The sequence below is a fragment of the Pseudomonas sp. McL0111 genome, from assembly GCF_052567255.1.
In genome coordinates this window covers 6,112,715-6,127,089 of the sequence record NZ_CP199585.1, presented here as the reverse complement: position 1 = coordinate 6,127,089, position 14,375 = coordinate 6,112,715, and the positions used below count along the sequence as shown (strand labels likewise).

At 57.7% G+C, this 14,375-nt stretch carries 11 protein-coding genes; 9 read left to right on the top strand and 2 right to left on the bottom strand.

Annotated features, from left to right (window positions below):
• The first annotated feature begins 76 nt into the window (after positions 1 to 76).
• Entirely contained in the window at positions 77 to 445 is a 369-nt protein-coding gene (locus ACTWLJ_RS27615) for a hypothetical protein (protein WP_445179250.1), read from the top strand.
• Positions 446 to 551: 106 nt separating this feature from the next.
• Here ACTWLJ_RS27615 and ACTWLJ_RS27610 read toward each other — a convergent pair whose 3' ends face one another.
• Entirely contained in the window at positions 552 to 2,147 is a 1,596-nt protein-coding gene (locus ACTWLJ_RS27610) for a glycoside hydrolase family 17 protein (RefSeq protein ID WP_445179249.1), read from the bottom strand.
• A gap of 299 nt (positions 2,148 to 2,446) precedes the next feature.
• Between ACTWLJ_RS27610 and ACTWLJ_RS27605 the strand changes: the two genes are divergently transcribed.
• The 3 genes from ACTWLJ_RS27605 to ACTWLJ_RS27595 all read left to right on the top strand — a co-directional run bounded on the left by ACTWLJ_RS27605 (position 2,447) and on the right by ACTWLJ_RS27595 (position 5,571).
• Positions 2,447 to 3,298, top strand: coding sequence for a glycine betaine ABC transporter substrate-binding protein (locus ACTWLJ_RS27605; RefSeq protein ID WP_401216543.1), 852 nt, complete (start codon positions 2,447 to 2,449; stop codon positions 3,296 to 3,298).
• Positions 3,299 to 3,604: 306 nt separating this feature from the next.
• A complete protein-coding gene (locus ACTWLJ_RS27600) occupies positions 3,605 to 3,916 on the top strand; it encodes a DUF485 domain-containing protein (RefSeq protein ID WP_401216544.1) in 312 nt (103 codons plus the stop codon).
• The gene (locus ACTWLJ_RS27595) at positions 3,913 to 5,571 is read left to right on the top strand and encodes a cation acetate symporter (protein ID WP_445179248.1); all 1,659 of its coding nucleotides are present in this window, start codon (positions 3,913 to 3,915) and stop codon (positions 5,569 to 5,571) included. The genes ACTWLJ_RS27600 and ACTWLJ_RS27595 overlap by 4 nt, the downstream gene beginning before the upstream one ends.
• Positions 5,572 to 6,401: 830 nt before the next feature.
• Here the strand turns inward: ACTWLJ_RS27595 and gltA are convergent.
• The gene (gene gltA / locus ACTWLJ_RS27590) at positions 6,402 to 7,691 is read right to left on the bottom strand and encodes a citrate synthase (RefSeq protein ID WP_007919904.1); all 1,290 of its coding nucleotides are present in this window, start codon (positions 7,689 to 7,691) and stop codon (positions 6,402 to 6,404) included.
• Positions 7,692 to 8,054: 363 nt separating this feature from the next.
• Between gltA and sdhC the strand changes: the two genes are divergently transcribed.
• From sdhC to ACTWLJ_RS27565, 5 genes are all read left to right on the top strand, one after another.
• On the top strand, positions 8,055 to 8,429 hold the full coding sequence (sdhC, locus tag ACTWLJ_RS27585; protein WP_017127965.1) for a succinate dehydrogenase, cytochrome b556 subunit: 375 nt from the start codon (positions 8,055 to 8,057) through the stop codon (positions 8,427 to 8,429).
• Positions 8,423 to 8,791 (top strand): succinate dehydrogenase, hydrophobic membrane anchor protein, encoded by a 369-nt coding sequence (gene sdhD / locus ACTWLJ_RS27580; RefSeq protein WP_047531886.1) that lies wholly within the window; start codon positions 8,423 to 8,425, stop codon positions 8,789 to 8,791. The genes sdhC and sdhD overlap by 7 nt, the downstream gene beginning before the upstream one ends.
• A gap of 3 nt (positions 8,792 to 8,794) precedes the next feature.
• Positions 8,795 to 10,567, top strand: a complete 1,773-nt coding sequence (gene sdhA / locus ACTWLJ_RS27575; protein ID WP_445179247.1) for a succinate dehydrogenase flavoprotein subunit — start codon at positions 8,795 to 8,797, stop codon at positions 10,565 to 10,567.
• An 11-nt stretch (positions 10,568 to 10,578) separates the two neighbouring features.
• Entirely contained in the window at positions 10,579 to 11,283 is a 705-nt protein-coding gene (locus tag ACTWLJ_RS27570; protein WP_007959035.1) for a succinate dehydrogenase iron-sulfur subunit, read from the top strand.
• Positions 11,284 to 11,534: 251 nt separating this feature from the next.
• Positions 11,535 to 14,366, top strand: a complete 2,832-nt coding sequence (locus tag ACTWLJ_RS27565) for a 2-oxoglutarate dehydrogenase E1 component (RefSeq protein WP_445179246.1) — start codon at positions 11,535 to 11,537, stop codon at positions 14,364 to 14,366.
• Positions 14,367 to 14,375: the final 9 nt, after the last annotated feature.

Sequence of the window (14,375 nt, the reverse complement as noted above, 5' to 3'; positions counted from 1 at the left end):
TTAACAGTTGTTAGTGCTTGCACAAGGCGCACGGCAGATTAAGCTGGCCGCCGATTTCCGTAGATTGGAGTGCTCCATGTCCCGCCGCTTGCCCGTGATATTGCTGCTTGTTCTGTTGCCGTTATGGCTGGCCGCCAGTTATGGCGCGCGCTATGGCTTTATGGAGGACGGCAAGTGGGTTGGCATTTGCGTTGATGAGGCAAGCCGTTGGGAATGCTCGGTGCGCTCCAACCTTGGGTTGATGATTCACTTCAAGGTGTTGGGCTGGGCGGCGCTGGGGACGGCGCTGCTTGGCTTTGTGTTGCCCGGGCGGGCAGGGTGGTGGCTGGCGGTGTTGGCGCTGGTGTTCGGCGCGCCGGCACTGGTGTTGTACAACACGACCCTGGCAGTGTTTGCGCTGGTGATTGCCGGGCTGCGGTTAGTCAGATCCTCCCGTAGCGCTTGATCTGGCGCTATCGCCAGCAGGCTGGCTCCCACAGGGGATTTTTGTCGAGCAAAATCCAGTGTGGGAGCTAGCCTGCTAGCGATGAGGCCCTCTCTGAGAGTGAAAGTCAGTCCTTGCGAACCCGCAGGCAGCGCCACAACGCAGCCACCATCAACACACTGACCAGCGCCCAGCCCCACGCCTGCTGATTCTGCAAACCTTCACGAAACAGCTGCGGCGCAATGCCGGCGCCGACAATGAAGGTCAGCAAGGCAATTTCCCGACGCGCCACGTTGACCGGACGGCACAGGTAAACCAGCGCCGGCAGGACCAGGGCAGCGGTAGGGAAACTCAGGTAGCGCGGCTCGAACACTAGTTCGAGCATCATCACCGCCGCTGCAAAACCGGCCGCCGCCACCAGCCAACCGGCCCGGCGTTCCAGCACATTGAACGCTCGTTCACGCCAGCCGTTGCGAGCACTGAGTGCCAGCGCTGCGTGCGCCAGCACCAGCAGATTCAACGCGGTCAGCAGGCCGACCCACAGCCATTCGCCAGCAAACCGGGTGGTCACCCACGCCAGATTGCCCCACGCGCCAATCGAGCAAGCCGCCACAGCACCGAGCAGTGGCAGAATCAACGCCGACCGGGTGCTGCGAACACGACCGCCCAACAGCAGCGTCCCGAGGAAAATCAGCCCACCCACGGCCAGCCACTGTTTCCAGTGCGGCACATTGGTGACCGGTCCTGCGAGGATGCCTTTGTCCTGACGATCCGCATCGAACAGTCCCCAGTAACCGCCGACCGCGCCTTCGCTGCCACGTTTCCACGGCTGATCAAACGCCTCGATCAGGTTGTAATGCCAACCTTCTTTCTCAGCCATCGCGACAAAGCCACGAATGAACTTGGCCTCGTTGACCCGGCTCGGCACGGCGGTCTCGCGCTGACGGCCTTCGCTCGGCCAGCCGGTTTCACCGATCATCACGTCCTTGGGGGCGAACTTGTTGCCGAACACCTGACGCACTTCAGCGACGTGTTGCAGGGCAGCGTCGATGTTCGACGGATCATCTTCCCAGTACGGCAGCAAGTGGATCGTCAGGAAGTCCACCGCTGGCGCGACTTCCGGATGTTTGAGCCAGAACTCCCAGACATCGGCATAAGTGACCGGTTGCTTGATCTGGCTCTTGACCTTGTAGATCAGCTTGGCCAGTTGTGCGCCGGTGACTTCCTTGCGCAGCAACGCTTCGTTGCCGACGATCACCGCGCTGACCACATCCGGGTTGGCGTTGGCCGAAGCAATCAGCAGATCGACTTCTTTTTCGGTGTCCACCGGGTTGCTGTTGACCCACGCGCCGATCATCAATTTCAGACCGTGTTTGCGCGCCAGGTCCGGCAGCGCTTCGAGGCCGGTCATCGAATAGGTGCGGATGCATTCGAAGCGCGTTGCCAGCAGCGCGAGGTCGGCGTCCATGCGCTCCGGGCGCAGTTTGAACGGTACGTCGAACGGCGACTGATCCTTATCGAACGGCGTATAGGAGGCGCATTGCAGCTTGTGCGTCGGGGTCGCGGCATCCGGCAGGATCACCGGTTTGCCGAGGCCATACCAGAAGCCGCCAAGGGCAAACAGTCCGAGCAGGCATGCAAAGAAATAGGGCAGGAGCGGGAAGCGGGAAGTCGCGGACATGATCAGGCCGAGTGGCTGCAAAGCGACGCATGTTACCTGCATTTATAGAGGGGTTGGTGGCCCGCATGATTTTGACATGCAAAGTTCGGGCGGATTGTCTGGCGCCATTTATTCGGAGGCGATTAATGGCCTTCTGATGTCGTTTCTCGATGGCTTGAGGTCGCTGACAGAGCAGGTCGCCGAGGGCGTGAGGTTGATGATCGAAAGCGTCAGCACCCTCGTTGCTCGATCGCGTTGATGTTCATGCGAGTTTGCGGTCGGGCGTGATGGGCGCTGTGCACCATAACAATACGTTGACGTCGTCCGGCACCCGTCGGGCGCAGCATTTCGGGGAAGTAACGATGAAGATGCGACGACTTTTAGGCGCAGGTGCCGCACTGGTACTTGCGATGAGTTCCACATTTGCCAGCGCTGAAAAACAGACCCTGAACATCGGTTACGTTGACGGCTGGTCCGACAGCGTCGCGACTACCCACGTAGCCGCCGAAGTGATCAAACAGAAACTCGGCTACGACGTAAAACTGCAAGCCGTCGCCACCGGCATCATGTGGCAAGGCGTGGCCACCGGCAAACTCGACGCCATGCTCTCGGCGTGGTTGCCAGTCACCCACGGCGAATACTGGGCGAAGAACAAGGATCTGGTCGTCGATTACGGCCCGAACTTCAAGGATGCGAAAATCGGCCTGATCGTGCCGGAGTATGTAAAAGCCAAATCGATTGAAGATCTGAAAACCGATGACAGCTTCAAGAATCGCATCGTCGGCATCGACGCCGGTTCAGGTGTGATGCTCAAGACTGATCAGGCGATCAAGGATTACGGCCTGGACAAATACTCGCTCAAAGCCAGTTCCGGCGCCGGCATGATTGCCGAGCTGACCCGTGCCGAGAAGAAAAACGAATCCATCGCCGTCACCGGTTGGGTGCCGCACTGGATGTTCGCCAAGTGGAAACTGCGTTTCCTCGACGACCCGAAAGGCGTATACGGCGCGGCTGAAACCGTGAACAGCATCGGCAGCAAGGAACTGGACGCCAAGGCACCGGAAGTGGCCAAGTTCCTGAAAAACTTCCAGTGGGCTTCGAAGGATGAAATCGGCGAAGTCATGCTGGCCATCCAGGACGGCGCCAAGCCAGAAGCGGCGGCCAAGGATTGGGTTGCCAAACACCCGGATCGCGTAGCTGACTGGACCAAATAACCCCCGATAACGCATCACCCCTGTGGGAGCGAGCCTGCTCGCGAAAACGTCAGATCAGTCGACCAAATTGTTGACTGACACGACGCCTTCGCGAGCAGGCTCGCTCCCACATTTGTTTCTGGCGGAGTCTGTTTCACAGGGTTTGTGGCTGTTTGAGAGGTCATTTGCAATTCTTTCGGCTGTTTACAGTCCGAAAATTGGCGAAAGTGTCATGTCGTTCTAATACTAAGGTCGTCTGGAACCTGTTCCGCAGCCGCATACAGTGGATATGTTCCAACAATAATCTGTGCTGCGAGGATAAAAACAATGAACGACAGCATTTACCTCTCGATTCAAAACAGCCCGCGCTTCAAGGAGCTGGTTAGTAAAAGGGAACGATTCGCCTGGATTCTCTCGGCGATCATGCTAGGGCTTTACTCCGCATTCATCCTTCTGATCGCTTACGGGCCGCAAGTGCTCGGGGCGAAGATCAGTCCTGGTTCATCGATTACCTGGGGTATCCCGATCGGTGTCGGATTGATCATCTCTGCCTTCATCCTGACCGCTATTTATGTACGCCGCGCCAATGGCGAGTTTGACGACCTGAACAATGCGATTCTCAAGGAGGCTCAGCAATGATCCGGCGTCTACTGGCTCTTTTGAGCATCTCAGCGTTCGCTCCGGCTGTCTGGGCCGCTGACGCCCTGACCGGCGAAGTCCACAAACAACCGCTCAACGTCGCCGCGATTGCCATGTTCGTGGTGTTCGTCGGCGCGACCCTGTGCATCACTTACTGGGCGTCCAAGCGCAACAAATCGGCCGCCGACTACTATGCAGCGGGCGGCAAGATCACCGGTTTCCAGAACGGTCTGGCAATTGCCGGTGACTACATGTCAGCGGCGTCCTTCCTGGGGATTTCCGCGCTGGTGTTCACCTCCGGCTACGACGGCCTGATCTATTCGATCGGCTTCCTGGTGGGCTGGCCGATCATTCTGTTCCTGATCGCCGAACGTCTGCGTAACCTGGGTAAATACACTTTTGCCGACGTGGCGTCCTACCGCCTCGGGCAAACCCAGATTCGCACCCTGTCTGCCTGCGGTTCGCTGGTGGTGGTGGCGTTCTACCTGATCGCGCAAATGGTCGGTGCCGGCAAGCTGATCCAGCTGCTGTTCGGCCTCGACTACTACGTTGCGGTAATTCTGGTCGGCATCCTGATGTGCATGTACGTGTTGTTCGGCGGCATGCTGGCGACCACTTGGGTACAGATCATCAAGGCTGTGCTGTTGCTGTCCGGCGCATCGTTCATGGCGCTGATGGTGATGAAGCACGTCAACTTCGACTTCAACATGCTGTTCTCGGAAGCGATCAAGGTTCACCCTAAAGGTGAAGCGATCATGAGCCCGGGCGGTCTGGTGAAAGATCCGATTTCGGCGTTCTCCCTCGGCCTGGCGCTGATGTTCGGTACTGCTGGCCTGCCACACATCCTGATGCGCTTCTTCACCGTGAGTGACGCAAAAGAAGCGCGCAAGAGTGTGCTGTACGCAACCGGCTTCATTGGCTACTTCTACATTCTTACTTTCATCATCGGTTTTGGCGCGATCCTCTTGGTCAGCACCAACCCGGACTTCAAGGATGCGGCGGGCGCTCTGCTCGGCGGCAACAACATGGCGGCGGTGCATCTGGCTGACGCAGTGGGCGGCAGTATCTTCCTTGGTTTCATCTCGGCAGTGGCGTTCGCGACCATTCTGGCCGTTGTGGCTGGCCTGACGCTGGCCGGTGCTTCGGCGGTGTCTCACGACCTGTACGCCAGTGTGATCAAGAAGGGCAAGGCCAACGACAAGGATGAGATTCGCGTTTCGAAGATCACCACCATTGCGTTGGGCGTGCTGGCCATTGGTCTGGGCATCCTGTTCGAAAGCCAGAACATTGCGTTCATGGTTGGCCTGGCGTTCTCCATCGCGGCGAGCTGTAACTTCCCGGTACTGCTGCTTTCGATGTACTGGAAGAAGCTGACCACTCGTGGCGCGATGATTGGCGGCTGGTTGGGGTTGATCAGTGCTGTGGGCCTGATGGTGCTTGGTCCGACCATCTGGGTGCAGATTCTGCATCATGAGAAGGCGATCTTCCCTTACGAGTATCCGGCGCTGTTTTCGATGATTATTGCTTTTGTCGGGATCTGGTTCTTCTCGATTACTGACAAGTCGGCCGCGGCGGACAAGGAGCGGGCGTTGTTCTTCCCGCAGTTTGTGCGTTCGCAGACGGGTTTGGGGGCTAGTGGGGCGGTGTCGCACTAAGAGCTGTTTGAATGCTGTGAGTGAATGCCCCGGTCTTTGGATCGGGGCATTTTTTTTGGGTGTATATCCGTTGCTGCGGTGATGGCTGCTTAGGGTTCCGCCCTTACGGCGGGTCACCTTTTCCAAACGCCGAAAAGGTAACCCAAAAGGCTTTACCCTGACGTTCGGCCCGCTCGCTGGGGCTCGGGGTTCCTTCGCTCCGGGATTCATCCGGGGGCATCGCCTACGGTTTGCTTCGCTGCACCTCCTCTCGATGCATTTGGCTGCGCCAAACGGCGCTACGCGCCCACCCCCGGATAAATCCCTCCACTCAGCCTGCCGACGGGCCCTCAGATCAAAAGCTGCTGTCGAGCTAACGCTCATCCTGTTGAGTGGTGAGAAGCACGCGGTTGGCTTTTGATTTTTGTGGGAGCTGGCTTGCCAGCGATGGCGGCCTGACAGCCGACCAATTTCTGGCTGAAAGCACCCAATCTCATGTAGGAGCTGCCGAAGGCTGCGATCTTTTGTTCCGGCTCCGGCTCCGGCTCTGGCCCTTGATGTGGCCTTTGATCTCCAGCCCCTTCACGCCCTGAGCCTCTCAGTCAACTCGTGGCTACCGCCACTGGTGCCTCTGTCAATGTTGATCCGCGTTGCAATAAGGACTGCAAGTAAACTTTTTCGTCATACATGGTGCTGGTTTTCCAGCACCGCCAGCCGCCGCTACCCAAAAAACGGATATACACCCAAACCCAAACCCAAGCCCAAGCCCGCAAAAGCCACAAACAAAAACGGCCTCCATATAAATAGAGGCCGTTCCCGATACAACTCAAGACATTATCGCAAGACAGGTCTTATTTGCGGTCTTCCAGCTTGGAGATATCACGCGACTCATAGCCGGTGTACAACTGGCGCGGACGGCCGATCTTGTACGGGCTGGAGAGCATTTCTTTCCAGTGCGAAATCCAGCCTACAGTACGTGCCAGAGCGAAGATCACGGTGAACATGCTGGTCGGAATGCCGATCGCCTTGAGGATGATCCCCGAGTAGAAGTCGACGTTCGGGTACAGCGAGCGTTCGATGAAGTACGGGTCGGTCAGCGCGATCTCTTCCAGGCGCATGGCCAGTTCGAGTTGCGGATCGTTGTTGATCCCCAGTTCCTTCAACACTTCGTCGCAGGTCTGCTTCATCACGGTGGCGCGTGGATCGCGGTTTTTGTAAACGCGGTGACCGAAGCCCATCAGTTTGAACGGATCGTTCTTGTCCTTGGCCTTGGCGATGAACTTGTCGATGTTCGAAACATCGCCAATCTCGTCAAGCATGGTCAACACGGCTTCGTTCGCACCGCCGTGGGCAGGGCCCCACAGTGCGGCGATACCGGCGGCGATACAGGCGAACGGGTTGGCACCCGAAGAGCCGGCCAGACGCACGGTGGAGGTCGAAGCGTTCTGCTCGTGGTCGGCATGGAGGATGAAGATCCGGTCCATGGCCTTGGCGAGTACCGGGCTGATCGGTTTGATCTCGCACGGGGTGTTGAACATCATGTGCAGGAAGTTTTCCGCGTACGTCAGGTCGTTGCGCGGGTACATCATGGGTTGACCCATGGAGTACTTGTAAACCATTGCAGCCAGGGTCGGCATCTTGGCAACCAGACGGATCGCGGAAATTTCGCGATGCTGCGGGTTATTGATGTCGAGGGAGTCGTGGTAGAAGGCCGAGAGGGCGCCGACTACACCGCACATGACGGCCATTGGGTGGGCGTCGCGACGGAAGCCGTTGAAGAAGGTCTTCAACTGCTCGTGAACCATGGTGTGGTTCTTCACGGTGCTGACGAACTGGGCCTTTTGTTCTGCGGTCGGCAGTTCGCCGTTCAGAAGCAGATAGCAGGTTTCCAGGTAGTCCGACTTTTCAGCCAGCTGTTCGATCGGGTAGCCGCGGTGCAACAGAATGCCGTTGTCGCCGTCGATATAGGTGATCTTCGATTCGCACGAAGCGGTCGACATGAAACCCGGGTCGAAAGTGAAGCGGCCCGTGGCCGTCAGGCCCCGAACATCAATAACATCGGGACCAACGGTGCCGGTTAAAATGGGCAGCTCGACGGGGGCTGCGCCCTCGATGATCAACTGCGCTTTTTTGTCAGCCATGTGGCCTCCTATTTATGCTTGAACCATCAGACAGACCCCCCACGCAGGGCCCGCACCACTATAGTGAGATAAATTCGAATGTCAATTTGCCTAAAGTCTTGCTCCAGAAGGCTTTAAGCGCACTTTTTCCTCGAAATTGACTGCCATTTACGCCTTTTATGCGACTTGCGCAATCAGCTATTGGGGGTAGGTGAACGCGTTGTCATTAGTAGCCTAACTGTCTATACTCGGCCACCGACCGCCAAGGGCTTTTGGGCTTGCTTTCATTGGGGGTCGCATCCCTGGGTGGTGGTTACCTGACCAGTGCACTCCCCAACAACTTTGCCCTGATTGTTAGGGGCTCTTCAGTGTGAAAAAAAAGCCGTGAAAAGCCAACGACCTGTAAACCTAGACCTAAGGACCATCAAACTCCCAGTCACTGCTTACACGTCCATTCTTCACCGTATCTCCGGTGTCATCCTCTTTGTCAGCCTGGCCATCATGCTTTACGCATTGGACAAGTCGCTGAGCTCCGAGGAAGGCTTCGGTCAGGTGAAAGCGTGTCTGACCAGTCCGCTAGCCAAGCTAGTGATTTGGGGCATCCTGTCCGCTCTGCTGTATCACCTGGTAGCCGGTGTGCGCCATTTGATCATGGACATGGGCATCGGTGAGACGCTGGAAGGCGGCAAACTGGGCTCGAAAATCGTTATCGCCGTTTCCGTGGTGGTAATCGTTCTGGCAGGAGTTTGGATATGGTAACTAACGTCACGAACCTGTCGCGTTCGGGCCTCTATGACTGGATGGCGCAACGTGTGTCTGCGGTCGTTCTCGCGGCTTACTTCATTTTCCTGATCGGATACGTCGTCGCCCACCCGGGTCTCGGCTACGCCCAATGGCATGAACTGTTCGCCAACAACTGGATGCGTATCTTCAGTCTCCTGGCCCTCGTTGCCCTCGGCGCTCACGCCTGGGTCGGCATGTGGACCATCGCGACCGACTACCTGACGCCAATGGCGTTCGGCAAGTCCGCGACTGCAATACGTTTCCTTTTCCAGGCAGTATGCGGCGTTGCGATGTTCGCTTACTTCGTCTGGGGTGTGCAGATTCTCTGGGGTATCTGAGTCATGGCTAACATTCCAACGATTTCTTTCGACGCCATCATTATTGGTGGTGGCGGTGCCGGCATGCGCGCTGCGCTGCAACTGGCGCAGGGCGGTCACAAGACTGCCGTGATCACCAAGGTTTTCCCGACCCGTTCGCACACTGTATCCGCCCAGGGCGGCATCACCTGTGCCATCGCTTCCGCCGATCCTAACGATGACTGGCGCTGGCACATGTACGATACCGTCAAGGGTTCCGACTACATCGGTGACCAGGACGCTATCGAATACATGTGTCAGGAAGGCCCGGCTGCCGTTTACGAGCTGGACCACATGGGTATGCCTTTCTCGCGTACCGAACAGGGCCGTATCTACCAGCGTCCGTTCGGCGGTCAGTCGAAGGATTACGGTAAAGGCGGGCAGGCTGCACGTACTTGCGCCGCATCCGACCGTACCGGTCACGCGCTGCTGCACACCCTTTATCAGGGCAACCTGAAAGCCGGTACCGTGTTCCTGAACGAGTACTACGCTGTCGATCTGGTGAAAAACCAGGACGGCGCGTTCGTCGGTGTGATTGCAATCTGCATCGAAACCGGCGAAACCACCTACATCCGCGCCAAAGCCACCGTATTGGCTACCGGCGGTGCAGGTCGTATCTACGCTTCCACCACCAACGCCCTGATCAACACCGGTGACGGCGTCGGCATGGCTCTGCGTGCTGGCGTACCGGTACAAGACATTGAAATGTGGCAGTTCCACCCGACCGGCATCGCCGGTGCCGGTGTACTGGTTACAGAAGGTTGCCGTGGTGAAGGTGGATACCTGATCAACAAGCACGGCGAGCGTTTCATGGAGCGTTATGCTCCGAACGCCAAAGACCTTGCCGGTCGCGACGTGGTTGCCCGTTCGATGGTTAAAGAAATCATCGCCGGCAACGGTTGCGGTCCGAATGGTGACCACGTAATGCTCAAACTCGACCACCTGGGCGAGGAAGTGCTGCACAGCCGTCTGCCGGGCATCTGCGAACTGTCGAAGACTTTCGCACACGTTGACCCGGTTGTTGCTCCGGTTCCGGTTGTTCCGACTTGCCACTATATGATGGGCGGTGTTCCGACCAACATTCATGGTCAGGCGATCACCCAGAACGCTGAAGGCGTGGACGAGATCATTCATGGTCTGTTCGCTGTTGGCGAAGTGGCTTGCGTATCGGTTCACGGTGCCAACCGTCTGGGCGGCAACTCGCTGCTCGACCTGGTGGTATTCGGCCGCGCTGCCGGCCTGCATCTGGAAAAAGCACTGACCGACGGCATCGAATACGACGACGCTACCGAAGCCGACATCGACGCTGCTCTGTCGCGTTTGAACGCGCTGAACAGCCGCACCGACGGTGAAGACGTAGCAACCCTGCGTCGCGAGCTGCAAAGCTGCATGCAGAACTATTTCGGTGTATTCCGTACCGGCGAATACATGCAGAAGGGTATTGCCCAGCTGGCCGACCTGCGTACGCGCATCGCCAACGTCAAGATCAACGATAAATCGCAGGCGTTCAACACCGCGCGTATCGAAGCTCTGGAACTGCAAAACCTGCTGGAAGTGGCTGAAGCTACCGCCATCGCCGCCGAAGTTCGTAAAGAGTCCCGCGGCGCTCACGCCCGTGAAGACTTCGAAGATCGTGACGACGAAAACTGGCTGTGCCACACCCTGTACTTCCCGGGTGACAAGCGCGTCACCAAGCGTGCCGTGAACTTCTCGCCGAAGACTGTTCCGACTTTTGAACCTAAGATTCGGACTTATTAAGGGTGGCCGCCATGTTGCAAGTCAGCGTTTATCGTTACAACCCTGATCAGGACGCCGCGCCGTTCATGCAGGAATTCCAGGTCGATACCGGTGGTAAAGACCTGATGGTGCTGGACGTACTGGCCCTGATCAAAGAGCAGGACGAGGGTTTCTCCTATCGTCGCTCTTGCCGTGAAGGTGTTTGCGGTTCCGACGGCATGAACATCAACGGCAAAAACGGCCTGGCGTGCATCACGCCGCTGTCCGCTGTTGTAAAAGGTAACAAGTTGATCGTTCGTCCTCTGCCAGGTTTGCCGGTTATCCGTGACCTGGTCGTCGATATGAGCATCTTCTACAAGCAATACGAGAAGGTTAAGCCATTCCTGCAGAACGACACGCCGGCTCCGGCCATCGAGCGTCTGCAGTCCCCTGAAGAGCGTGAAAAGCTTGACGGTCTGTACGAGTGCATCCTGTGCGCTTGCTGCTCGACTTCTTGCCCGTCCTTCTGGTGGAACCCGGACAAGTTCCTGGGTCCAGCTGCTCTGCTGCAAGCGTACCGCTTCCTGGCAGACAGCCGCGACACCAAGACTTCCGAGCGTCTGGCTTCGCTTGATGACCCGTTCAGCGTATTCCGCTGCCGTGGCATCATGAACTGCGTCAACGTATGTCCGAAAGGCCTGAACCCGACTAAGGCCATCGGTCACATCCGTAACATGTTGCTTTCAAGCGGCGTGTGATTCAGCTGCTGTAAATGTAGTGCCGTAGAGGCTGTGGCGCGGGCTTCAACCCGCGTCATGGCTATAACCAGAGCAGCAGCCACAAGCTGCGGCTCTTATTTTGAAGAAATGAGACAAGCAGGGGCATCCGGGCTGGTACCCGGACTATCAGCGTGATCCTAGGTGGCTTGTTTTAGTCGCTGCATTCGGACTTCTGCAAGCGTGCTCGGTGTCGACGCCGGTGGTGTTCCCCTAACCGAGGGTGACCAAGCATGCAAGAAAGCGTGATGCAGCGCATGTGGAACAGCGCCTACCTTTCAGGTGGAAACGCTGCCTATGTGGAAGAGCTTTATGAGCTCTACCTGCACGACCCTAACGCTGTGCCAGAAGAGTGGCGCACCTACTTTCAGAAGTTGCCTGCCGACGGCAACTCTGCCACTGATGTTTCGCACTCCACAATTCGCGATCATTTCGTGCTGCTGGCAAAGAACCAGCGCCGCGCTCAACCGGTTTCCGCCGGGAGCGTGAGCAGTGAGCACGAGAAGAAGCAAGTTGAAGTGCTGCGATTGATCCAGGCCTACCGTATGCGTGGCCACCAGGCAGCCCAGCTTGACCCGCTGGGGCTGTGGCAGCGTCCTGCACCTGCAGACCTGTCGATCAATCATTACGGCTTGACCAATGCCGATCTTGATACGACCTTCCGTGCCGGCGACCTGTTCATCGGCAAAGAGGAAGCGAGCCTACGCGAAATTCACGAAGCGTTGCAGCAGACATATTGCCGCACCATCGGCGCTGAATTTACGCACATCACCGATTCCGAGCAGCGCCACTGGTTCCAGCAGCGTCTGGAAAGCGTGCGTGGCCGTCCGACGTTCTCCGCCGACATCAAGAGCCATCTGCTCGAGCGCGTCACTGCCGGTGAAGGCCTGGAAAAATACCTGGGCACCAAATACCCGGGCACCAAGCGTTTCGGTCTGGAAGGTGGTGAAAGCCTGATCCCGATGCTCGACGAGCTGATCCAGCGTTCCGGTTCCTACGGCACCAAGGAAGTCGTCATCGGTATGGCCCACCGTGGTCGTCTCAACGTGCTGGTCAACACCTTCGGCAAGAACCCGCGCGAGTTGTTCGACGAGTTCGAAGGCAAGAAGAAGGTCGAGCTGGGTTCCGGTGACGTTAAATACCACCAGGGCTTCTCGTCCAACGTGATGACCGCCGGCGGTGAAGTTCACCTGGCCATGGCGTTCAACCCGTCCCACCTGGAAATCGTTTCCCCGGTGGTAGAAGGTTCGGTTCGCGCCCGTCAGGATCGTCGTAACGACCCTACCGGTGAGAAGGTTCTGCCGATCTCCCTCCACGGTGACGCGGCATTCGCCGGTCAAGGCGTGGTGCTGGAAACCTTCCAGATGTCGCAGACCCGCGGTTTCAAGACCGGCGGTACCGTGCACATCGTGATCAACAACCAGGTTGGTTTCACCATCAGCAACCCGCTGGACTCGCGTTCCACCGAGTACGCGACCGACGTTGCGAAAATGATCCAGGCGCCGATCCTCCATGTGAATGGTGATGATCCGGAAGCCGTATTGTTCGTGACCCAGCTGGCCATCGACTACCGCATGCAGTTCAAGCGTGACGTGGTGATCGATCTGGTCTGCTACCGTCGTCGTGGCCACAACGAGGCCGACGAGCCGAGCGGCACCCAGCCTCTGATGTATCAGCAGATCACCAAACAGCGCACCACTCGTGAGCTGTACGCTGATCGTCTGATTCAGGACGGGACCCTCGACGCCGACCGCGTTCAAGCCAAGGTTGATGAATATCGCAACGCGCTGGACAACGGTCTGCACGTAGTGAAAAGCCTGGTCAAAGAGCCGAACAAAGAGTTGTTCGTGGACTGGCGTCCGTATCTGGGCCACGCCTGGACTGCGCGTCACGACACGCGTTTCGATCTGAAGACCCTGCAAGAACTGTCCGCCAAACTGCTGGAAATTCCAGAAGGTTTCGTGGTTCAGCGTCAGGTCGCGAAGATCTACGAAGACCGTCAGAAAATGCAAGCCGGCGGCCTGCCGATCAACTGGGGTTACGCCGAAACCATGGCGTACGCGACCCTGGCGTTCGAAGGTCACCCGATCCGCATGACGGGTCAGGACATCGGTCGCGGTACGTTCTCGCACCGTCACGCTGTTCTGCACAACCAGAAAGATGCCGGCACTTACGTTCCGCTGCAGCACCTGTACGACGGTCAGCCGCGTTTTGACCTGTACGACTCGTTCCTGTCGGAAGAAGCGGTATTGGCGTTCGAATACGGTTACTCGACTACCACGCCAAACGCGCTGGTAATCTGGGAAGCCCAGTTCGGCGACTTCGCCAACGGTGCACAGGTCGTAATTGACCAGTTCATCACCAGTGGCGAGCACAAGTGGGGCCGTCTTTGCGGTCTGACCATGCTGCTGCCGCACGGCTACGAAGGGCAGGGCCCGGAGCACTCCTCCGCACGTCTTGAGCGTTACCTGCAACTGTGCGCCGAGCACAACATTCAGGTAGCGGTACCGACTACGCCAGCACAGATCTACCACTTGCTGCGTCGTCAGGTGATCCGTCCGCTGCGTAAGCCGCTGATCGTGCTGACTCCGAAGTCGTTGCTGCGTCACAAACTGGCCATCTCGACCCTGGAAGATCTGGCCGAAGGTTCGTTCCAGACCGTGATCCCGGAAATCGATGTTCAAGACCCGAAAAAGGTCGAGCGTCTGATTCTGTGTAGCGGCAAGGTCTACTACGACCTGCTGGAAAAACGCCGTGCCGAAGGCCGTGACGATATCGCCGTCGTGCGTATCGAGCAGCTGTATCCATTCCCTGAGGACGACTTGAACGAAGTCCTGGCTCCGTACACCAACCTGAAACACATTGTCTGGTGTCAGGAAGAGCCGATGAACCAGGGTGCCTGGTACTGCAGCCAGCATCACATGCGCCGCATCGTTGGCAATCACGACAAGTCTCTCGTGCTTGAGTACGCGGGCCGTGATGCTTCTGCTGCACCTGCTTGTGGTTACGCATCGATGCACGCCGAGCAGCAGGAAAAACTGCTGCAAGACGCGTTTACCGTTTAACGCCTTCGC